We start from the raw sequence: 21,033 nt of genomic DNA on the forward strand, positions 1-21,033 counted from the left end.
TGACGCGGACAATTCACCCTCCCCGTGAAGGGAGGGTGACAGATTTTCAGGATTACTCGTTGCCCGGATTGAAGTCGTCGCTCGGTGCGGGCTGCGTCGCCAGGTCGGGGCGCGGGCCGTGCGGACGGCGGCGGCGGCGCGGAAAGCGCTCGCTCCGTTCGCCGCGTTCTGCGCCGCCATTATTGCCTTCATAGGCGCCGTTGACCTGTGGCTGCGCGCCGCCGGTGATGAACGAGGGCAGGCGATCGACGCCGCCGGCATCGGCCATCGCGGGCTGCGGCTGGTTCTGCGGTTGCGGCTGATATTGCGGCTGCGGACGATGCTCGCGCTCGCGGTGCTCACGCGGCTGCTGGTCGCGCTCGCGATGCTCGCGCGGCTGCTGCTGCTCGCGCTGGTACGGCTGCTGGCCGTTGTCGCGCATGAAAGGTTGCTGCTGCTGCGGCACGAAGCCCGGCTCCTGGCCGAAGCTCGAATAGCCGTCGCTGTCGTCGTCGCCGTCTTCGGTCGGGGTGACCTCGGCGTCGGGTCGCGGCGGCTGCTGATTCTGCCGGAACTGCTCCTGCGCGGCCGCGATGATCCGGTAGTAGTGCTCGGCGTGCTGGTAGTAGTTCTCAGCGGCCACCGGATCGCCGGAGGAGCGCGCATCGCGCGCAAGCTGAACGTATTTCTCGGCCACGTGGGAGGCCGTGCCGCGGATCTTGATGTCAGGTCCGTTCGATTCGTACACCCGTGTCAGGGGATTCTGGCCGCGCCGGTTATTGTTGTTGTTATTGTTGTTGTTATTCCGGTTGCGCATCCGCTTGTTGTTCTGACCGTTTCTCATCTGTCGCCTTTTATTCCAGCCCTGAAGTTATTGCAGTCCACAGTCCGATTTCTCAGAAGTCCGATTCCCAGAGTCCGATTCGGCGCGCGCCTAGGCACACGGAATCGCAATACCGTTCGAAGTGGTTTCGATGTCGCCGACCATCTCGTTCAGCAAAGTCGCGTGCAGCAAAGACGCGTTCCCCAACCGCCGGCAATCGCGCCAGCGACCAAATCATTCCGCCCGTTGAGACAGGCTCAGTTCTCGTGCGTAAGTCTTCAAGCGCAATAACAGGCTTTCGTTCGCTTGGCGGTCGAGAGCAGCACAGCTTCGGCTATTGCGCTCTATATGACCTGCGTTCCTGGAACCTTTCGATCGGCGGGCTCTGCTGAACCCTGGTCATCACCCGTAACGGATTACGGGGCCAGCACCGATGTTGTGCCCGGAACGTAGTCGTTCCCGGGGGATAATCCAAGAGGTTTTTTTTCGTTCCAATAGGACTTTATCGGGGCAGCCGGCGGGCGGAAACGGCCCTCGGGATGCCCCCCAGATCGGCCTTTGGCGGCCCCGTTGGGGATAACCCGGATGCCGTCATCAGCGCTTCAACGTCGCCGCTCTGACCCTGTCCGACTTCCACAACCAGAAATCCTCCTGAGGTCAAAAGACCCGCAGATTGCGAAATCAGCGCGCGGTAGGCGTCGAGCCCGTCGGCACCGCCGTCGAGCGCCGCGCGCGGATCATGCGCGCGCACCTCGATGTCGAGTCCGGCGACGTCGGCCGAGGGGATGTACGGCGGATTGGACACGATCAGCTCGAACGCGCCGACGAGCCCGCGGCCGTAGTCGCACTCGATCCATGTCGTGCGATCGGCGAATCCGAGCGCGGTGGCGTTGCGGCTCGCGGTCTGCAGCGCCTCCGTCGAGATGTCGGTGGCGAAGCCATGCGCGTTCGGCAGTTCCGAGAGCAGCGCCAGCAGGATCGCGCCAGAACCGGTGCCGAGATCGGCGATCCGCAAGGCGCGCTCGGCCACCCCGTCGGCGCGCAGCAGTTCGAGTGCGCGCTCGACCACCGTCTCGGTGTCCGGGCGCGGCACCAGCGTCGCGGCGGACAGGTGCAGCGGCAGTCCCCAGAACTCCTTGACGCCGAGGATGCGCGCGACCGGTTCGCCGGCGAGGCGGCGCTGCGCGAGGTGCTCGAGGCGATCGGCTTCGTCCCTCGTCAGCGCGCGCTTCGCGCCGGTGATCATGCCGGTCAGATCGAGCCCCAGCACGGCGCCGACCAGCAGTCGCGCATCGAGCTCGGCGGCGTCGTGGCCGGCCGCCTTGAGGCGGGCGGCGAGGCTGCGCCTGATGCTCTCGACAGTCTGGCCATGTCCTGCGGGTTCGCTCATGGCGCGTTGTTAGCCGATGGTCGATGCGGCGTCGATATCACTTGCGCCCCGTGCGGCCGGCGCGCACGGTCAGAATCTGAACCTAGCGATCCGGAACGCGCGACCATGACGGGCTATGACGATCAGAACATCTTCGCCAGGATCCTGCGCGGCGAGGTCCCGAGCTTCAAGGTCTACGAGACCGACCGGACCTTTGCCTTTCTCGACATCATGCCGCGATCGCCGCGACATACCCTGGTGATTCCGAAGGCGCCCGCGCGCGGCATCCTCGACATCGCGGAAGACGACCTCGCCGCGGTGGCGCGGTCGGCCAAGCGCATCGCCATCGCCGCGATGAAGGCGTTCGCGGCCGACGGCATCATCATCCAGCAGTTCAGCGAGCCCGCCAGCGGTCAGGTGGTGTTTCACCTGCACATGCATGTGATGCCGGTGAAGGCCGGCGTCGCACTGCTGCCGGCGCAGACCGTCAAGGCGGAGATGGATGTGCTCGCCGATCACGCCAGGCGGATGATCGCGGCGCTGGGTGGGTGAGCGGATGGCCCGGTCCGACGCGGGAATGCCGTAATCCCTATCCCGAGAGGCCATGCGCAATATCGAGTTCGTCATTGCGAGGAGCTCGCGACAAAATTTGTAAAGCAATTTTGCGCTGTAGCGACGAAGCAATCCATCCATCCGCGCATGCGGACCGATGGATTGCTTCGCGGAGCCTGTCATCGGGCGTGCGTTCGCGCGACCCGTTGGCTCGCAATGACGGCGGAGAAAGTGACGCGCCCTAAACCCCGAGATAGCGCTGCAGAACATCGGGCTGCGCCTTGATCTCCTGCGCCGGCCCTTCATGGACGATGTGCCCGTTGTTGATGATGTAGATGCGCTGCGCCAGCGCGAGCGTCGCGGCGAGGTTCTGCTCCACCAGCACGATGGTCTGTCCGGCCTCGGCGAGATCGCGACACGCCTTCATCAGGTCGCGCACGATCACCGGCGCCAGGCCCTCGAACGGCTCGTCGAGCAGGATGATCTTGGGATCGCGTACCAAGGCGCGCGCGATCGCCAGCATCTGCTGCTCGCCGCCCGACAGGTCGGTGCCGCGGTTGCCGCGCCGCTCGCGCAGCCGCGGGAACATCTCGTAGATGCGGTCGAGCGGCCAGCGCTGCGAGGCGGTCAGGCCGGCGATCACGAGGTTCTCCTCGACGCTCAGGCTGCCGAAGATACGGCGCTCCTCATGGACCAGCTGCATGCCGGCTTGCGCGATCTTGTGGCTCTTCCGGCCGGAGATCTCGATGCCGTCGAACATCACCGAGCCGCGGCGCGGGGTCACCACGCCCATCAGGCTCTTCAGCGTCGTGCTCTTGCCGGCGCCATTACGCCCGAGCAGCGCCACCACCTCGTTGCGCTCGACGCGCATCGAGACGTCGAACAGGATATGGGAATCCCCGTAATAGCTGTTCAGTCCGTTGACCTCGAGCAGGCTCATGCGGCGAGCACTCCATGCACGCCGCCAAGATAGGCTTCCTGGACGGTCGAGTTGTTCTTGATCTCTTCCGGCGTTCCCTCGACCAGCACGCGGCCCTCCTGCAGCACGGTGACGCGCTCGGCGAGCTCGAACAGCGCATCCATGTCGTGATCGATGATGATCATGGTGCGGCCCTGGCTGATCGACTTCAATAGCTTGACGGTCTCGACGCGTTCGCGCGGGCTCATGCCGGCCAGCGGCTCGTCGAGCAGCAACAGGCTCGGCGACGTCGCCAGCGCCAGCCCGATCTCCAGCCGCCGCTTCTCGCCATAGGCGAGCTCGGACACCGGCGTATCCGGCCTCGATGTGAGATTGACCAGCTCGAGCGTCTGCTGCACGCGCTCGGACAGGCCGGGAATGCTGTCGATGCTGCGGAACAGGTCGAGCTTGAACTTGCCGCGCAGCGCCGACAGCGCCGCGATCACCAGATTCTCGCGCACCGTCAGCCCGATGAACAGCTGGTTGACCTGGTAGCTCTTGGTCAGGCCGAGCTGACAGACGTCGGTGACATTCATGCCGGTGATGTCGCGGCCCTCGAACAGGATGGTCCCCGAGGTCGGATGCACCTCGCAGGTCAGCATCTTGAAGAAGGTCGACTTGCCGGCGCCGTTCGGGCCGATGATGCCGCGCAGCTCGCCGTGATTGACGGTGAAGTCGATGTCGCTGTTGGCGAGCAGGCCGCCATAGCGCTTGGTCAGGCCCCTGGCCTGGAGGATCGGGCCGGACGGATTGCCGCCGGCGCGAGCCGCCACCGGCTTCGGCGCGGCGGGCGCCGTGGCGTGCCGCTCGCTTGCCACGGCGACGACCTCGGGTGCGCTCTCCTCCGGCTCCTTGGCGCCGCGCTGTCCGGTCAGGAGGCGGTAAAGATCGGCGAGGCCGCCGATGATGCCGCGGCGCAGGAAGCACACCAGCAGCACGAACACGATGCCGAGCACGAGCTTCCAGGCCGCGCCGAGCCCGAGCGCCGCCTGCAGGAAGTCCTGCAGCGACAGCCACACCGCGGCGCCGACCAGCGGCCCGAACAGCGTGCCGCGGCCGCCGATCGCGGTCTGCATCACGAGCTGGCCCGAGGTGTCGAAGGTGAACGCGTCGGGCGGCATGAAGGCCTGCAGCACGCCGAGCAGCCCGCCGGCAAAGCCGGCATAGGCGGCGGCGATCACGAAGGCGGTCAGCTTGTAGCCGTGGATGTTGTGGCCCACCGCGGTGGCGCGCAGCGGGTTGTCGCGGATCGCGCTGAACACGGCGCCGACCGGCGAACGCACGATGCGCAGCGCGATCACGACGCCGATGAAGTAGCACAGCGCCAGGAACTGGTAGAGCGACCAGCCGGTGGTGAAGTGCAGCGTGGTGAAGCCGAGACTGAAGCTCGGGGTCGGTACGCCCGGCAGCCCGTTCTCGCCGCCGGTGAAGTCCGACAGCGGATTGAACTCGACGAAGAAGAACACCTCGGCGATCGCCACCGTGATCATCGCGAAGTAGATGCCGGTGCGACGCAGCGCGATCAGGCCGATCAGATAGCCGGTGGCGGCGGCCGCGATCATGCCGATGACGAGCGCGAGCACGACGTACGGGAAGCCGGCGCGCGTCAGCAGCCAGGCGGCGACAACGCCGCCGGTGCCGTAGAAGGCCGACTGGCCGAACGACAGCAGGCCGGTGAAGCCGAACAGGATGTCGAAGCCGAGGCCGAACAGACCCCAGACCAGGATCCGGTTCACCGTGTTGGGCGCGAAGCCGAGCCACGGCAGCACGAAGGGCGCGACGATCAGTCCGGCGGCCGTCAGGAATTCGATCAGGTATGGGCGCTGTTTAAGCATCTAAATATCCGTCGTCATTCGCGGCCCTGCGTGCCGAGCAGGCCGTGCGGTCTGAGCACCAGCACGAGCGTCATCGCCGCGAACAGCATGACGTAGGCGTAACCGGGGTTGAACATCGAGGTGATGCTGATGATCTCGCCGGCGATCAGCCCGCCGAGGATGGCGCCGGGAAACGAGCCGACGCCGCCGATCACCACCACCACGAAGGTCTCGACCAGGATGTCGTCGCCGACACCCGGCGTCAGCGACACCACCGGTGCATTGATGATGCCGGCGAAGCCTGCGGCCATCGCGCCGATGCCGAACACGATCATGAAGACGCGGTAGACGTTGATGCCGAGCGAATCGACCATCACCGAATCCTCGATGCCGGCGCGCACGATCATGCCGAGCCGGGTGCGGTACAGGATCAGGAACAGCGCGCCGAGCGCGACCGCGACGATGCCGACGACCGCAAGCCGGTAGGTCGGGTAGAACAGGAAGCCGAGCGAGGTGATGCCCTGCAGCAGCGCCGGCGGCGGCACCACCTGCGACTGGCTGGTGAAGATCAGCCGCACGATCTCGACGAAGCAGATGCCGAGGCCGAACGTGACCAGCAGCTGGTCCTCATGCGGGCGGTGGTAGAAGTGGCGGATGATGATCCGCTCCATCGCAATCCCGAGCACCATCACGAACAGCGAGCCCGCGATCACGGCGAGAATGAACGAGCCGGTGTAGGAATAGGCCACGTATCCGGCGTAGCCGCCGATCATGAACATGGCGCCGTGGGCGAGGTTGAGCACCCCGAGTGTGCCGTAGATGATCGTCAATCCGGAGCTGATCAGCGCGAGCAGCGCGCCGAGCGCCAGTCCGTTGAAAAGTTGCGAGACGAAATTTGGCCAGTGGATCATGACGCGCGTTCACTTAGCCGTATACCTGGCCCGGTCAGTGGAGGATGCGCTCCGAGAAAAGCGGCGCCGCGGGCCGGGTCGCCCCGCCCACGGCGCCGAGTCTTCCCACGTTAATCAGGTGTAGTCGCCGAGATGGCAGCCGAACGCATCCGGCTTCTGCATCAGACCGTCGCCGGGGACGATCTCGATCACCTCGTAATAGTCCTCCTTGTTCTTCATCTCCTTTTCCATCTTGCCGCGGACGATGACGACGGGGCGGACGCACTGATGATCCTCGGGGCGATAGTGGACGTCGCCGACAAGCGAAGGCAGCGTCTCGCCCTTCTCATAGGCCTTGATGACGTCGGGCGGATAGAAGCTGCCGGCCTCCTCGACCATGCGGGCCCAGTGCGCGAAGCTGACATAGGCATTCTCGGCGCCCCATTCCGGCTTGTATCCGTACTTCTTCTCGAAGGCCTCGTTGAACATCTTGGCCAGCGGATATTTGTCCTCGATGGTCCACCAATAGTCGGTCGCGGCGTAGACGCCCTGCATCAGGCCGCCGGTCTCGCGGGCGATGAACGGCACCTGGTAGGGCACCACGAGCTTCATCTTGTCGAGCACGCCGAACTGCTTGGCCTGCTGCGTCGACAGCACGGCATCGTGACCCCAGTTGACGTTGATCAGCACGTCGGCGCCGGAGTTCGCGACGTTGAGCAGATAGGACGAATAGTCCGGCGCGCCGAGCGGCGAGACCTGGTTGGTGACGGTGGTCCAGCCCGCCTGGGCGAGGTAGTCCTGCATCGACTTGGTGACGGTGTGGCCGTAGGTATAGTCGGGCGTCAGGTAGGCGGCCTTCTTGTTCTTGCCGAACTGCTTGATCAGCACCGGCGCGATCGCCGCCGCGGCGGTCTGGCCGAAGAAGTTCTGGCGGAAGCCGTAGCGCACGCAATCCTTGCCGGTGGTGTCGTTGGAGCCGGAAATGCCGCAGACGAAGATCACCTTCTCGCGCTGCGCCAGCTTGTTCAGCGCCACCGCGACCGCGCTCGACGTGCCGCCGGTGATCATCACCGCCTTGTTCTCGGAGATGAAGCGCTGCTGCGCCTGCACGGCCTCGTTCGGCTTCGCCGCGGAATCCGCGACGCCGAACTTCAGCTCCTTGCCGAGCACGCCCTTGCTGGTCTTCGGCGAGATCTTCTTGATCAGCTCGTGGCCGCTGTTGATGTGCTCGATCGCGAGCTGATAGCCCTTGAGCTCATCCTCGCCCTGCACCGCATAGGTGCCGGTGCGCGGGACCGAGATGCCGATGAACGCCGAAGAGCCCGACGAGCCCGCGGGATAGGTTCCGATCGCCGGGTGGTCCTCGGCGAAGGCCCGCGATGCGATCGAGGCCGGCAGCACGCTGCCGCCGATCAGGCCCGCGCCGGCTTGCAGCAAAGTGCGGCGCGAAACGTTCGGGGCACTGCCCGGCCGAAAATCCTTGGTGCTCATCGCTCAGTATCCTCCAATTATATTGATTGTTGGCGCGCATGCTCACTCGTCGCCTGATCGGATCGATCGGCGGCACGATGCGCCGGCTGCAATCGAGCAGCCTGTCACAGCTACAATTCCCCACCGGCATATTTAGTCAATGTCACCTTTCGTCGAATCATATCGACCTACGATAGAATTTATATCGTTCTACGATGTATCGAGGGTTTACCGACCGGGGGCGGGTCCTGTAAGTGAGGGAGCGATGATCCAGGAGCCTTCAAGTCGCACCGGAGGTGCCGGAGAGCACGTCGTGTCCGAGCACGGTGGCGCCGGGCAATCGGGCAGCCTGAGCATTCGCGCGATCAACGTCCTGAAGGAACTGGCGGTCGAGCTGCTCGACGAAGTGCCGCCGAAGGTGGGCTGGACGCCGCCGGACGATCTGCTGCGCCTGCTCACCGCGCGCCATCTCGCGACGGCGCGAAATTGCGGACGGCAAACCATGCGCGAGATCATCGCTTGGGCCGAGACGCGCGGGATAACGATCCCGTCTCCGCATCACACCGGCAAGTCGTTGTCGGAGGTCTGGGGCGATCTGGTCGCGCGTGCCTCGGCCGGGCATCTCACCAGGAGCGAGATCACCGAGGCGCTGGAGAAATCCATTCGCCGCAGGAGCCCGCGGATTCCGGTCGCGTTCCAGATCGTGCTGCTGAAAATATTGAGCTCGACCTACGATCACTGGCCGCAGCCCTGAGCTTGCGCGGCCCCGCCGCTCGATCGTCAAACCGTTGAAACATGAGTGGAAGGGCGACCGGTAGTATGGTGCGTTCGGCGCGGGCTTGATAGCGTTGCACGGCGTCTGCCGTCCGGCGGAGCGAGCCAGCAGCAGGACGATCGAATGCCGCAACCAAAGCAACGACGAGCGCTCGCCGGCGCAACCAAACGCAAGCCCGTGGCCGCGACGGTGGACTACCGGGCGCTGGCGCAGTTTCGCTACGAGTTGCGCAGGTTTCTCGCCTTCAGCGAGGAGGGCGCCCGGAAGGCCGGAATGACGCCGCGGCAGCATCAGGCGCTGCTCGGCATCAAGGGTTTCGTCGATCCCGGTCCGCCGACCGTCGGCGACATCGCCCGGTTCCTGCTGATCCGGCATCACTCCGCCGTCGAACTGATGAACCGCATGGCAAAGCTCGGGCTGGTCAGCCGCCTTGCCGATCCCGACGACGCGCGGCGGGTTCAGCTCAAGCTGACGGCAAAGGGTGAGCAGAAGCTCCAGGCGGTCTCGAAGAAGAACATCGAGGAACTGCGCCGCGTCGCGAGCCCGGCGTTGCGCCGCTTGCTGAAGTCTTCGCCGTCTTCCGAAGAGGACTGAGTGCAGCATCCGCCGGCGCAAGCGGCGGCGCGCGTCAGGCCGCGGCGCCCTGCGCGGCGAGCTGTGCCGCCTGGTGCTCGGTGGTCAGCGCGTCGATCAATTCGCCGAGCGCTTCGCCCGCGATCACCTGCGGCAGCTTGTAGAGCGTCAGGTTGATGCGGTGGTCGGTGACGCGTCCTTGCGGGAAATTATAGGTGCGGATGCGCTCGGAGCGGTCGCCGGAGCCGACCTTCTCCTTGCGGTCGGCGGAGCGCGCCGCCTCGACGCGCTGGCGTTCGGCATCGTAGATGCGCGAGCGCAGGATGTTCATCGCCGACGCCCGGTTCTTGTGCTGCGAGCGGCTGTCCTGCATCATCACCACGATGCCGGTCGGCAGATGGGTGATGCGGATCGCCGATTCGGTCTTGTTGACGTGCTGGCCGCCGGCGCCGCCCGCGCGCATGGTCTCGATCCTCAAGTCGGTGTCCTTGATATCGACGTCGACGTCCTCGACCTCCGGCAGCACGGCGACCGTGGCGGCCGAGGTGTGGATGCGGCCCTGCGTCTCGGTGTCGGGCACGCGCTGCACGCGGTGCACGCCGGATTCGAATTTCAGCTTGGCGAACGCGCCGCGGCCCTGCACCTCGGCGATGATTTCCTTGTAGCCGCCGACGGTGCCTTCGCTCGCCGAAATCACCTCGACCTTCCAGCCCTGCAAGGATGCGAAGCGCTCATACATCCGGAACAAGTCGCCGGCGAACAGCGAGGCCTCGTCGCCGCCGGTGCCGGCGCGGATTTCCAGCATCACGTTGCGGTCGTCCATCGCGTCCTTCGGCAACAGCGCGATCCGGATCTGCTGCTCGAGCTCGCCGAGCCGCGCCTGCAGCGTTTCCAGCTCGGCTTCCGCCATGCTGCGCATTTCGGCGTCGGTCCCGGCATCCGCCAGCATCGCCTCGGTATCGGCGAGTTCGCTACGTGCGGAACGATAGAGCTTCACCGCGTCGATCAACGGGTTGAGCTCGGCGAGCTCGCGCGTGATCTGCACATAGCGCTCGGACTTGACCTCGCCGAGCAGCTCGGCCTCGAGCGAGGCATGATGGGCGAGCAGGACGTCGAGTTTGGCTTCGGGTAGCATGGCGGTATCTCGAATTGCGGAAGGTACGGAAGGGCGGCAGCGGCGACGGCAGCGTCGCTACAAGGCCAGCCCCTCAGTTTCCGCAAACTTCGTCAGCGCCGCGCGGATCGAGACGCTGCCGACCGGCGCATCCAGCAGCGGATTGATCATCGCCTCGGCCTTCTTGGCGTCGAGGTCGAGGATCAACGCCTTGACCGGGCCGTGCGCAGTTGCCGACAATGAAAGCGAACGGTAGCCGATTGCGATCAGCGCCAGCGCGCCGATCGGCTTCGAGGCCATCTCGCCGCACAGCGAGGCGGCCTTCTTCGCCGCCTTAGCCTTGCGCACGATGTCGCGCAGCGCGCGCAGGATCGGCGCCGAGAGGATGTCGAAGCGTTCGGAGACCTTGGCATTGCCGCGGTCGACAGCAAACAGGAACTGGAACAGATCGTTGGAGCCGACCGAGACGAAGTCGACCTTCTTCAGGAGTTCGTCGAGCTGGTAGAGCAGCGCCGGCACCTCGACCATGGTGCCGATATCGATCCGCTCGGGCAGCGAATGGCCGTGCTGGCGCAGATAGGTCAACTCGCGCTCGACGATCGCCTTGGCCTGGTCGAACTCGGCGATATCCGAGATCATCGGGAACATGATCTTCAGCGCGCGGCCGCCGCCGGCGCGCAGCAGCGCGCGGATCTGGCCGCGCAGCAGGCCGGGACGGTCGAGGCCGAGCCGGATCGCGCGCCAGCCGAGCGCGGGATTTTCCTCGATCACGGTCTCCATATAGGGCAGCGCCTTGTCGCCGCCGATGTCGAGCGTGCGGAAGGTGACGGGCTTGGAGCCCGCGGCGTCGAGCACGGTGCGGTACAGCGCGAGCTGGTCGCTGGAGCGCGGCAGGTTCGGGCTCACCATGAACTGCAATTCGGTGCGGAACAGGCCGATGCCGGCGCTGCCGGTGTCGTCGATATGCGGCAGGTCGATGGTCAGGCCGGCATTGATCAGAAGCTCGATCGGCTGGCCGTCCTTGGTCACGCAGGCCTTGTCGCGCAGCGCCGAATATTGCGCCTGCCGCCGCGCCCGGAACCGGACACGCTCGGCATAGGCGGATTCGATCTCGGTCGAGGGGCGGACATAGATCTCGCCGGAAATGCCGTCGACGATGATGGCATCGCCCGGGTCGGCGATGCCGGGCGCGTTCGGCACCTCGCCGACCGCGGGAATGCCGAGCGCGCGCGCCACGATCGAGACGTGGGAATTCGCGGTGCCTTCCTCCAGCACCAGGCCGCGCAGCCGCTTGCGGTCATAGTCGAGCAGCGCCGCCGGGCCCATCGCGCGGGCGATCAGGATGGCGTTGTCGGGCAGCTGCTCGCGCGACGGCGCATGGTCCTGGCCGACCAGCTGCCGCATCAGGCGATGGCCGAGATCCTCGAGGTCGTGCAGGCGGTCGCGCAGATAGGGATCGGTCGAGCGCAGCATGCGCGCGCGGGTGTCGGACTGCACGCGTTCGACGGCGGCTTCCGCGGTGAGGCCGGTGGCGACCGCCTCGTGCAGCTTGTGCGACCAGCCCTGGTCGTTGGCGAACATGCGGTAGGCTTCCAGCACCTCGCGGTGCTCGCCGCCGTCGGCGACGTCGCCGCGCTCCAGCATGCGGTCGAGATCGGCGCGCAGATTGGCGAGCGCAGTGTCGAGCCGCTTGATCTCCTTCGGCAGATCCTCGGCGATGTAGTTGGTGATGACGACGCGCGGCTCGTGCAGCACGACGTGGCCGAGCGCGATGCCGTCGGAGAGCACCGCGCCGGTCTTGTGCAGCGAGTGCCGCGCGGCGGGCTCGGCGCCGGGCTGCGCCAGCGCGGCAAGCTCGCCGGAGGCGATCATCTCCGCCAGCACCATGGCGGTGGTCTGCAGCGCCTCGACTTCTTCCTCGACATAGGTGCGCTTGGCGCGGTTCTGCACCACGAGCACCCCGAGCGTGTTGCCGGCGCGCAGGATCGGCACGCCGAGGAACGAGTGGTAGGCCTCTTCGCCGGTCTCCGGGCGGTAGGCGAAGGCGGGATGGCTTTGCGCGTCGGACAGGTTGAGCGGCGTCGCCTCGCTGGCGACGAGGCCGACCAGGCCTTCATGCGCGCTCATCACCGTGCGGTGGACGGCGTCGCGGTTCAGACCTTCGGTGGCATAGAGTTCGAGGGTGTTGTCGATGCGCAGCACGTAGCAGGAGCAGACCTCGGCCACCATGTTGGCCGCGATCAGCACCACGATCTTGTCGAGCCGCTCCTGGGCGGAGACTTGCTCCGCCATGGTCTCGCGGAGCCGTCTCAACAGGATGCGGGGGCCTCCCGACGCGCTCCGCATATGTTTCAGTCCCTCCCCACGTAGCCAGCGCACCGGTGCGGCCGGCCGTTGGCGCAAAACTCGTCAAAAACAACAATTTTAATCATTCGGCGTCGCCGCTCGCCAGTTCCCGCCGATTCGGGATCACTAAACTGTGCCACAGTTTGCGACAGCCTACCTGACTGGCCGTATAGCCAATCGAGGCTTGCTTTGCCAAGCAAAACGCCTGCCAGTAGCAAATAACGTCTGCGTCAGCCCAATGCTGCGCCCGCTAAGAGAAATTCTAACTCCGGGGCGCGGCTGGGGAGCACGGCCAGTGCTCGGTCTCGTCGTTCCGGGGCGTCGCGAAGCGGCGAACCCGGAACCTCGAGATTCCGGACTCGATGCTGTCGCATCGCCCCGGAATGACAGCGGAGCGAGCCCTGCCCCTGCCGGTCGCGCCTACGCCTGGTCGAGGCCGTACAGCGTGTGCAGCGTGCGGACCGCGAGTTCGGTGTAGGCGGCGTCGATCAGGACCGAGAACTTGATCTCGGAGGTGGTGATGGCGCGGATGTTGATGTTGCGGTCGGCCAGCGCCTTGAACGCCTTGGCCGCGACGCCGGCATGGCTGCGCATGCCGCTGCCGATCACCGAGACCTTGGCGACGTCGGTCGCGGTATCGACGCGGGCGTAGCCGATCTTGGCCTTGGCGGCGGTAATCGTGTCCTTGGCGCGGTTATAGTCGCCGGCCGGAACGGTGAAGGTGAGGTCGGTGGTCTTGCCGTCCTCGGACACGTTCTGCACGATCATGTCGACATTGATATTGGCATCCGCGAGCGGCCCGAAGATCGCGGCGGCGACGCCAGGCTTGTCCTCGATCTGGCGCACGGAAATCTGGGCTTCGTCCTTGGAGAAGGCGATGCCGGTGACGACGTGCATTTCCATGATTTCCTCCTCGCTGCAGATCAGCGTGCCCGGCGGCTGGTTGGCGTGCGGGTCGATATCCTCTGGCTTGTCGAAGCTGGAGCGCACGAAAATCGGCATGTTGTGCACCATGCCGAGTTCCACCGAGCGAACCTGCAGCACCTTGGCGCCCTGCGAGGCCAGTTCCAGCATGTCCTCGAAGGCGATCTTGTCGAGCCGGCGCGCCTTCGGCACCACGCGGGGATCGGTGGTGTAGACGCCGTCGACGTCGGTGTAGATGTCGCAGCGGTCGGCGCGCAGCGCGGCGGCGATCGCCACCGCCGAGGTGTCCGAGCCGCCGCGGCCGAGCGTGGTGATGCGGCCGGTGTCGGGATTGATGCCCTGGAAGCCGGCGATCACGGCGACTTCCTTGCGCTCCTTGAAGCGGGTGATGATCTCGGTGCCGTCGATATCGAGGATGCGCGCCGAGGCATGCGCCTCCGAGGTCTTGATCGGGATCTGCCAGCCCTGCCAGGAGCGCGCCTGGATGCCGATGCCCTGCAGCACGATCGCGAGCAGGCCCGAAGTGACCTGTTCGCCGGAGGCGACCACCGCGTCATATTCGCGCGCGTCGTGCATCGGCGAGGCATCGGTGCACCAGGCCACCAGCTCATTGGTCTTGCCGGACATCGCGGAGACGACGACGGCGACCTCGTGGCCCGCGTCGACCTCGCGCTTCACATGCTGCGCGACGTTGCGGATACGATCGATATTGGCGACGGATGTACCGCCGAATTTCATCACGAGGCGGCCCATGACGACGCGTCTATTCCTTTAAGAGGATAAGTAGGTTAACCCACGCCGAAAACCGCAAGCGCGGGGACCGAAACGCGCGTATACATAGCGCCGCGCCCGGGGGCAAGCCGGTAGGTAGGGGGCCCTCGAGTGTCTTTTGGGGGTGTTTTGACCGGTTGCGGGCGGGTTGTGGCGCACGGGTAACACGGGGCAACTCGAAGGCGGATTGGATGGGACGTTATATCGACGAGATCCTGCAGCCTGGCGAGAAGGTGCTGTATTCCACCAATGCGCACTGGATGTTCTATCTGCCGGCGATCGGGGCCTGGATCGTGGTGCTGGCGCTCTTGATCCTGTCGCGGATGACGACGGTCGACGGCCTCGTGATGGCCTGCTTTGCGGCCGCCGCCGTGGTCGCGGTCGCGGCGCTGTACTGGACCGCCGCGGCCTGGTTCCACCGCTGGACCACCGAAACCGACGTCACCAATTTCCGCGTGGTGCACAAGAGCGGCTTCATCAAGCGGCGCACCTTCGAGATGAGCCTCGACAAGGTCGAGAGCGTCGACGTCAACCAGAGCATCATGGGGCGCCTGCTCAATTATGGCGACGTCACCATCCGCGGCGTCGGCGAGGGCATCGAGACCATCAGGACCATCGCCGCGCCGCTGTCGTTCCGCAATTCGATCACCGCGCGATAGGGGCGCGCGCAATCATGGCCACGCAATCAACTCTTTCCGGTTCCTCCGCCAATGCCTCCGCTAGCTCGGTCGATCCGGCCGAGGTCGCGAAATTCTCGAAACTGTCCGATGAATGGTGGGATCCGCGCGGCAAGATGGCGCCGCTGCACAAGATCAACCCGCTGCGCCTGACCTATATCCGCGACGCGGCCTGCCGCAAGTTCGAGCGCAACGCCAAGAGCCTCAGCTGCCTGTCCGGCCTGCGCCTGCTCGACATCGGCTGCGGCGCCGGCCTGTTGTGCGAGCCGTTCACGCGGTTAGGGGCCCAGGTGATCGGGATCGATCCGTCCGCCACCAACATCGCTGCCGCGAAGCTGCACGCCGACAAGGGCCATCTGTCGATCGACTACCGCTGCACCACGGCGGAGGAGATGGACGCCCGCGAGCGCTTCGACATCGTGCTGGCGATGGAGGTGGTCGAGCACGTCAATGACGTCGGCGCCTTCATCAAGCGCTGCGCTGTCATGCTCAAGCCCGGCGGGCTGATGGTGGTCTCGACCCTGAACCGCAACTTGAAGAGTTTTGCGCTGGCGATCGTCGGCGCCGAATACGTGCTGCGCTGGCTGCCGCGCGGCACCCACGAGTGGAGCAAGTTCGTCACCCCCGCCGAGCTCGAGCGCTATCTCGGCGACGTCAACCTCACCGTCACCGAGCAGGCCGGCGTGGTCTACAACCCGCTCGCCGACAAATGGACCGTGTCGACCGACATGGACGTGAACTACATGGTGGTGGCGGAAGAGGTGTGAGTTGAGTGTCACGGCCTCGGCCACACAACAGGTGTCGTCCCTGCGAACACAGAATGCGTAGCCCGGATGGAGCGTAGCGTAATCCGGGACTGCTTCGTCCGCGGATGAGCTGGCCCCGGATTGCGCTTCGCTTCATCCGGGCTACGGAAGTTTGTGGACATCGCGCAGGCCTGTCATGCGCCCACTCGGTTGACCGCGTCAGCGGCAATCGGCACGCTGGGCGTGTACTCCCGCCGGCATGCTTTCCTTATCCCCCATGTTCACGATCGCCTCGCTCTGGATCCCCTTCACCATCGTCGCTGCGTTCGGGCAGGTGGCGCGCAATGCGATGCAGCGGCATCTGACCGGGCCGCTCGGGACCTGGGGCGCGACCAATATCCGCTTCCTGTTCGGCCTGCCGTTCTCGGTGGTGTTCTTCGCGCTGGCGGTGCTGCTGACCGGCGATCGCGTGCCGTGGCCGCCATCGTCGTTCTGGCCGTGGCTGGTGACCGGCGCGCTCAGCCAGATCGTCGGCACCGGCTTCATGCTGCTGGCGATGAACGACCGCTCTTTCGTGGTCACCACGGCCTACATGAAGACCGAGGCGATCCAGACCGCGATCTTCGGCTTCATCTTCCTCGGCGACCATCTAACGACGACCAAGATGATCGCGATCGTGATCGCGACCATCGGCGTCGTCATCACCGCGCTGCGGCCCGGCGGGCAGAAGAGCTTTGCCGACCTGCGCCCGACCGTGCTCGGCCTCGGCGCCGCCGCAGTGTTCGCGATCTCGGCGGTGAGCTTTCGCGGCGCGATCATCGCGGTGCCCTCAGTCTCATTTGTCACGGCGGCCTCCTACACGCTGATGTGGAGCCTCCTCGTGCAGACGCTGATCCTGTCGGTCTATCTGTCGCTGCGCGCGCCCGACGTGCTGAGGTCGATCCTCAAGCTGTGGCGGCCCTCGATGTTCGCGGGCTTCATGGGCGCGTTCTCATCGCAATTCTGGTTCCTGGCGTTCGCGCTCACCGCCGCCGCCAATGTGCGCACGCTGGCGCTGATCGAGGTGCTGTTCGCGCAGGGCGTGGCCTATTTCTCGCTCAAGCAGCCGTTCTCGCTGCGCGAGGTGTTCGGCATCGTCCTGATCGTGATCGGCGTCGCGCTCTTGATCGCCGCGTAATTACCCCTTCACCGCGATCAGCACCGCGCCCGCCGAGATCAGCGCGATCCCAAGCCAGCCATAGGCCGAGGGGCGCTCGCCGAGGAAGACGGCGCCGAACAGCGCCACCAGCACCACGCTGAGCTTGTCGATCGGTGCGACGAGTGTGGCTGGTCCAAGCTTGAGCGCGCGGAAATAGCAGATCCACGACGCGCCGGTGCCGAGCCCGGACAGCAGCAGGAACAGCCAGCTCTTCGCCGAGATCGGCCCGGACTGGGTAAACTGCCCGGTCGCGAACAGGATGGCCGACAGCGTGATCAGGACGATCACGGTGCGGATCAGGGTGGCGAGATCGGAGTTGATGCCCTCGACGCCGACCTTGGCGAAGATCGCGGTTAGCGCGGCGAAGGCGGCGGAAAGAAACGCCCAGACCTGCCAGGAGGAGAATGAATCGGGGGTCATGCTCGTCCCAGATTGTCATTCCGGGGCGGTGCGCAGCACCGAACCCGGAATCTCGAGGTTGCGGCGCGAGATTCCGGGTTCACGCTTCGCGTGCCCCGGAATGACGCTGCGCGTCAATTTCGGTCTTCCGGCAGCGTCGGCAGCGGCGAGACCTCGACGCCTTCGTCGATCAGCGCGCGGGCCTCTTCGGGCGAGGCTTCGCCGTAGATCGGCCGGTGCTCGATGTCGCCGTAGTGCATCTTGCGCGCTTCGTTGGGGAAGCGGTCGCCGACATTGTCGGCGTTCTTCACGATGTGGTCGCGCAGCTCCTTCAGCTTGCTGCGCAGCTCGCGCTCCTGCGCCATCATCAGCGACGTCGATTCATTGCCGGTCGCTTCGACGGGCGCGGCCAGCGCCGGCTGGGCCGGTTCGCGGCCCTTCTTGCTGACGACCTGCGGCGCCATGATCGCGCGCTCGATCTCGCTTGAGCCGCAGGACGGGCAATCGATCAGGTGACGCCGCTCCTGCGATTCATAGGCCGAGGAGCTCTGGAACCAGCTCTCGAACTGGTGGCCGCGCTCGCAGCGCAGCGTGTAGCGGATCATGCCGAACCCCGGACGAGGTGCAGATGTTCCGGGCCGGCCTTGGGGTCGGCAATGCCGAAACGCCTGCCATGCTGCAACGAGGGAATGGTCTTGCGTGCGGTCTCGACCTTGGCGGGATCGATCTCGGCCAGGAACACGCCCGGCTCGACGCCGCCCTCGGCGAGGATCTCGCCCCAGGGGTCGATGATCAGCGAATGTCCGAAGGTCTCGCGCTTGTTCTCATGCAGGCCGGCCTGCGCCGCTGCGAACACGAAGCAGCCGGTCTCGATGGCGCGGGCGCGCAGCAGCGTGTGCCAATGCGCTTCGCCGGTCTTGCGGGTGAAGGCGGACGGCACGGTGAGGAACGATGCGCCGGCTTCGGCCAGCGCGCGGTACAGCGCCGGGAAGCGCACGTCGTAGCAGATCGTCAGTCCGATCCGGCCCCAGGGCAGGTCGGAGATCACGGCCGTCTCGCCGGGCTGATAATTGGCCGATTCGCGGTAGCTCTCGCCGCCCGGCAAATCGATATCGAACATATGGATCTTGTCGTAGCTCGCGAGCAGATTGCCCTCGGGCCCGATCAGGAACGAGCGGTTGACCGCCTTCTCCGGCGAGTAGCGCAGCGCCAGCGAGCCGATATGCAGGTGGATCTTCAGCTCGGCGGCCAGCGCGCGATACGCCTTCAGCGACTGGTCGTCCTCTTCGCTCGCCAAATGCTCGAACAGCGCCTTGCGGTTGAGCTGCATCATGTTGCTGACCTCAGGGGTCAGCACGTACTTGGCACCCTGCGCCGCCGCCTCGCGGATCAGCCGCGTGCCCTGCTCGAGGCTCGGCTCCGGCAGCAATCCGGTGCGCATCTGCACCATGGCGGCGGTGAAAATGTTCTCCGTCATCAGGCGCCGCCTCCGTTGCTGAGCAGGCCGTCGAGCTTGCCCTCGCGGTCGAGCGCGTAGAGCTCGTCGCAGCCGCCGACATGGGTCTTGCCGATGAAGATCTGCGGGAAGGTCGAGCCGACACCGGCGCGGCCATACATCTCGTCGCGATAGGCCGGGTTGCTGGCGACGCTCAATTCGGTGAACGCGGCGTTCTTGCGCGTCAAAAGCGATTTGGCCGCGCTGCAATAACCGCAGCCCGGGCGGGTGTAGATTTCAATGGCAGCGGTCATGGTGCGCTCGGTTGAACCAGAATGTCAGATTATATGGGAGCGCGGTGGGTATCGACAACCCGGGCAAACACCAGCACGTCGACCTGCGCGGCTTTGGCGCGGAGCAGCGCCCGCGCGCAGGCATCCACTGTCGCGCCCGAGGTCAGGACGTCGTCGACCAGGATCACGCGGCGGCCCTGGACGTCAGCCTTGCGTTCATCGGCGACCCCGAATGCGCCCTGCACATTGCTGGCGCGGTCCTTGCGTGACAGCCCGATCTGCTGCTCGGTGGCGCGGATGCGCCGCAGCGCTTCGGCAGCCATTTTGACGCCGCTCTGGCGCGCGATCACCTTGGCGAGCGCCCCGGACTGGTTGTAGCGCCGGCTCCAGCCGCGCCGCCAATGCAGAGGAACCGGAACCAGCAGATCGGCGTCGGCGAGCAATTCCTTCCCCGCCCGCGCCATCCAGCGACCCATTGTTGGCGCCAGATCGGTGCGATCCTGGTATTTCAATGCGTGCACCAGCGTGCGCGCGACATCGTCATAGCGCACCGCGGCGCGGGCTCTGCTGTAGGCCGGCGGATTGGCGATCGCCTCCATCGACAGCAACTCGGGCCCGGGATCGTAGACGAAGGGAATCCCGAGCCGCGGGCAGAACGGCGGCGCGATGAACGACAATCTGGCCCAGCAGGCCGCGCACACCCCCTCGCCATCGACCGGCTCGCGGCACGAAACGCATAGCGTCGGCAGCGCGATATCGAGCGCCAGCCGCGCCGTGCGCAGCCACGCGCCCCCGATCGCGCCAAGCGCGCGCTGGACGTGACCGGTAATGGAGCGTGTCGGTGATGCCTCGGCGTCCATGGCGGGCGAGGCTAGCGTTTGAGCAACGCCGGCTCAAGGCGCATTGCCTGCGGCGGCGGTCCGGCGTAACCAGCGGCATGACACCGAACCCGCCCTCAGCCCCCATCCTGTTCGACCGCGCCTTGCTCGGCGCGCGGCTGGCGCGCGCGCGGCGCGAGGGCGCGGCGACATTCCTGCTCGAGCGTGCCAGCGAAGACATGGCGGACCGCTTGCAGGCGGTATCGCGCAGCTTTTCGGCTGCGGCCGATGTCTGGACGCCGGGTGTCGGGCTCGCGGACGTCCTGTGCGGGCGTGTCGCCGCGGTCGATGCGATCGGTTTCAGCGAGGCGGAAGCGCTCGGTCTGGCGCCGGAGTCGCTCGATCTTGTGGTCTCCGCGCTGGCCTTCCAGTTCGTCAATGATCTGCCGGGCGTGCTGGCGCAGCTCCGCCGGGCGCTGAAGCCGGACGGGCTGCTGCTCGCTTCGATGCTCGGCGGCGATACGCTGACCGAGCTGCGGCAAAGCTTTGCCGCGGCGGAGGCGGAATGCGAGGGCGGGGCGTCGCCGCGCGTCGCACCGTTCGCCGATCTGCGCGATATCGGCGCGCTGTTGCAGCGGGCCGGCTTCGCGCTGCCGGTCACCGACGTCGACCGCGTCGTGGTGCGCTATTCAAGCGCGTTCGCGCTGATGGCTGACCTGCGACGCATGGGTGCGACCAATGTGCTGCGCGAGCGCCGCCATACCTTGACCCGCCGCGCCACCATGCTGCGGATGGCGCAGATCTACGGCGAACGCTTCGCCGATCCCGACGGCCGCATCCGCGCCACCTTCGACATCGTCTGGCTGTCCGGCTGGGCGCCGCATGAAAGCCAGCCGAAGCCGCTCAAGCCAGGGTCGGCGAAGGCGAGCCTTGAGGCGGCGGTGAAGGGGACGAAGCGCTAGGGACGCACGACGCAAGGGCTCCCTCTCCCGCTTGCGGCAGGGGTGTCCGGGGAAATTCAGGCATAGCGGAGCTCCATCTGGTCAGGTGAGATGGTTGATTTCCGACGGCTGGGGTTGATGGGCGGAGGTTTGTCGATGGCAGCGAGG

21 protein-coding genes are annotated in these 21,033 nt (G+C 66.0%); 7 read left to right on the forward strand and 14 right to left on the reverse strand.

Annotation, left to right across the window (positions count from 1 at the left end; translation table 11 throughout):
- Window positions 1-52 precede the first annotated feature (52 nt).
- The gene (locus tag ACZBJS_RS29235) at window positions 53-823 is read right to left on the reverse strand and encodes a DUF4167 domain-containing protein (protein WP_057015569.1); all 771 of its coding nucleotides are present in this window, start codon (window positions 821-823) and stop codon (window positions 53-55) included.
- A 481-nt stretch (window positions 824-1,304) separates the two neighbouring features.
- Complete coding sequence (gene prmC / locus ACZBJS_RS29240) at window positions 1,305-2,192, reverse strand: peptide chain release factor N(5)-glutamine methyltransferase (protein WP_316395909.1); 888 nt, start codon at window positions 2,190-2,192, stop codon at window positions 1,305-1,307.
- Window positions 2,193-2,297: 105 nt separating this feature from the next.
- Here prmC and ACZBJS_RS29245 point away from each other — a divergent pair, with 105 nt between their 5' ends.
- Window positions 2,298-2,723 carry an HIT domain-containing protein gene (locus ACZBJS_RS29245; RefSeq protein WP_463439617.1) on the forward strand — a complete coding sequence of 142 codons (426 nt, stop codon included), beginning with the start codon at window positions 2,298-2,300 and terminating at the stop codon, window positions 2,721-2,723.
- A gap of 241 nt (window positions 2,724-2,964) precedes the next feature.
- Here the strand turns inward: ACZBJS_RS29245 and ACZBJS_RS29250 are convergent, their stop codons facing one another.
- The 4 genes from ACZBJS_RS29250 to ACZBJS_RS29265 all read right to left on the reverse strand — a co-directional run bounded on the left by ACZBJS_RS29250 (window position 2,965) and on the right by ACZBJS_RS29265 (window position 7,876).
- The gene (locus ACZBJS_RS29250) at window positions 2,965-3,663 is read right to left on the reverse strand and encodes an ABC transporter ATP-binding protein (protein ID WP_316395908.1); all 699 of its coding nucleotides are present in this window, start codon (window positions 3,661-3,663) and stop codon (window positions 2,965-2,967) included.
- The gene (locus tag ACZBJS_RS29255) at window positions 3,660-5,516 is read right to left on the reverse strand and encodes a branched-chain amino acid ABC transporter ATP-binding protein/permease (protein WP_463439618.1); all 1,857 of its coding nucleotides are present in this window, start codon (window positions 5,514-5,516) and stop codon (window positions 3,660-3,662) included. Before ACZBJS_RS29255 ends, ACZBJS_RS29250 begins: the two co-directional genes overlap by 4 nt.
- Window positions 5,517-5,530: 14 nt before the next feature.
- Complete coding sequence (locus ACZBJS_RS29260; RefSeq protein WP_316395906.1) at window positions 5,531-6,406, reverse strand: branched-chain amino acid ABC transporter permease; 876 nt, start codon at window positions 6,404-6,406, stop codon at window positions 5,531-5,533.
- Window positions 6,407-6,520: 114 nt separating this feature from the next.
- Window positions 6,521-7,876 carry a substrate-binding protein gene (locus ACZBJS_RS29265; RefSeq protein ID WP_076824712.1) on the reverse strand — a complete coding sequence of 452 codons (1,356 nt, stop codon included), beginning with the start codon at window positions 7,874-7,876 and terminating at the stop codon, window positions 6,521-6,523.
- A 292-nt stretch (window positions 7,877-8,168) separates the two neighbouring features.
- On the opposite strand from ACZBJS_RS29265, the gene ACZBJS_RS29270 reads away from it, so the two are divergent.
- Both ACZBJS_RS29270 and ACZBJS_RS29275 read left to right on the forward strand, forming a co-directional pair.
- Complete coding sequence (locus ACZBJS_RS29270; protein WP_316395905.1) at window positions 8,169-8,609, forward strand: hypothetical protein; 441 nt, start codon at window positions 8,169-8,171, stop codon at window positions 8,607-8,609.
- A 144-nt stretch (window positions 8,610-8,753) separates the two neighbouring features.
- A complete protein-coding gene (locus ACZBJS_RS29275; protein WP_463439619.1) occupies window positions 8,754-9,224 on the forward strand; it encodes a MarR family winged helix-turn-helix transcriptional regulator in 471 nt (156 codons plus the stop codon).
- 34 nt (window positions 9,225-9,258) lie between these two features.
- Here the strand turns inward: ACZBJS_RS29275 and prfA are convergent, their stop codons facing one another.
- The 3 genes from prfA to ACZBJS_RS29290 form a co-directional block, all read right to left on the reverse strand.
- Window positions 9,259-10,338, reverse strand: a complete 1,080-nt coding sequence (prfA, locus tag ACZBJS_RS29280; protein ID WP_018269196.1) for a peptide chain release factor 1 — start codon at window positions 10,336-10,338, stop codon at window positions 9,259-9,261.
- Between the two features lie 57 nt (window positions 10,339-10,395).
- Window positions 10,396-12,663, reverse strand: a complete 2,268-nt coding sequence (ptsP, locus tag ACZBJS_RS29285) for a phosphoenolpyruvate--protein phosphotransferase (RefSeq protein ID WP_028343590.1) — start codon at window positions 12,661-12,663, stop codon at window positions 10,396-10,398.
- A 420-nt stretch (window positions 12,664-13,083) separates the two neighbouring features.
- A complete protein-coding gene (locus ACZBJS_RS29290) occupies window positions 13,084-14,340 on the reverse strand; it encodes an aspartate kinase (protein ID WP_057015560.1) in 1,257 nt (418 codons plus the stop codon).
- Window positions 14,341-14,549: 209 nt separating this feature from the next.
- On the opposite strand from ACZBJS_RS29290, the gene ACZBJS_RS29295 reads away from it, so the two are divergent.
- The 3 genes from ACZBJS_RS29295 (at window position 14,550) to ACZBJS_RS29305 (ending at window position 16,958) form a co-directional block, all read left to right on the forward strand.
- On the forward strand, window positions 14,550-15,017 hold the full coding sequence (locus tag ACZBJS_RS29295; protein WP_057015559.1) for a PH domain-containing protein: 468 nt from the start codon (window positions 14,550-14,552) through the stop codon (window positions 15,015-15,017).
- 14 nt (window positions 15,018-15,031) lie between these two features.
- The gene (gene ubiG / locus ACZBJS_RS29300; RefSeq protein WP_463439620.1) at window positions 15,032-15,802 is read left to right on the forward strand and encodes a bifunctional 2-polyprenyl-6-hydroxyphenol methylase/3-demethylubiquinol 3-O-methyltransferase UbiG; all 771 of its coding nucleotides are present in this window, start codon (window positions 15,032-15,034) and stop codon (window positions 15,800-15,802) included.
- Between the two features lie 256 nt (window positions 15,803-16,058).
- Window positions 16,059-16,958 (forward strand): EamA family transporter, encoded by a 900-nt coding sequence (locus tag ACZBJS_RS29305; protein ID WP_316395913.1) that lies wholly within the window; start codon window positions 16,059-16,061, stop codon window positions 16,956-16,958.
- Here ACZBJS_RS29305 and ACZBJS_RS29310 read toward each other — a convergent pair whose 3' ends face one another.
- The 5 genes from ACZBJS_RS29310 to ACZBJS_RS29330 form a co-directional block, all read right to left on the reverse strand.
- A complete protein-coding gene (locus tag ACZBJS_RS29310) occupies window positions 16,959-17,399 on the reverse strand; it encodes an EamA family transporter (RefSeq protein WP_463439621.1) in 441 nt (146 codons plus the stop codon).
- 113 nt (window positions 17,400-17,512) lie between these two features.
- Complete coding sequence (locus ACZBJS_RS29315; protein ID WP_316395903.1) at window positions 17,513-17,983, reverse strand: DUF1178 family protein; 471 nt, start codon at window positions 17,981-17,983, stop codon at window positions 17,513-17,515.
- Window positions 17,980-18,855, reverse strand: coding sequence for a carbon-nitrogen hydrolase family protein (locus ACZBJS_RS29320; protein WP_057015555.1), 876 nt, complete (start codon window positions 18,853-18,855; stop codon window positions 17,980-17,982). The genes ACZBJS_RS29315 and ACZBJS_RS29320 overlap by 4 nt, the downstream gene beginning before the upstream one ends.
- Window positions 18,855-19,127 (reverse strand): glutaredoxin 3, encoded by a 273-nt coding sequence (gene grxC / locus ACZBJS_RS29325; protein ID WP_463439622.1) that lies wholly within the window; start codon window positions 19,125-19,127, stop codon window positions 18,855-18,857. The genes ACZBJS_RS29320 and grxC overlap by 1 nt, the downstream gene beginning before the upstream one ends.
- 29 nt (window positions 19,128-19,156) lie before the next feature.
- A complete protein-coding gene (locus tag ACZBJS_RS29330) occupies window positions 19,157-19,966 on the reverse strand; it encodes a ComF family protein (RefSeq protein ID WP_316395902.1) in 810 nt (269 codons plus the stop codon).
- 77 nt (window positions 19,967-20,043) lie between these two features.
- Between ACZBJS_RS29330 and ACZBJS_RS29335 the strand changes: the two genes are divergently transcribed.
- Window positions 20,044-20,886: a methyltransferase domain-containing protein gene (locus ACZBJS_RS29335; protein ID WP_316395901.1), complete on the forward strand. Its 843-nt coding sequence runs from the start codon at window positions 20,044-20,046 to the stop codon at window positions 20,884-20,886.
- Window positions 20,887-21,033: the final 147 nt, after the last annotated feature.

The sequence above is a fragment of the Bradyrhizobium sp. KZN70725 genome (assembly GCF_055264925.1).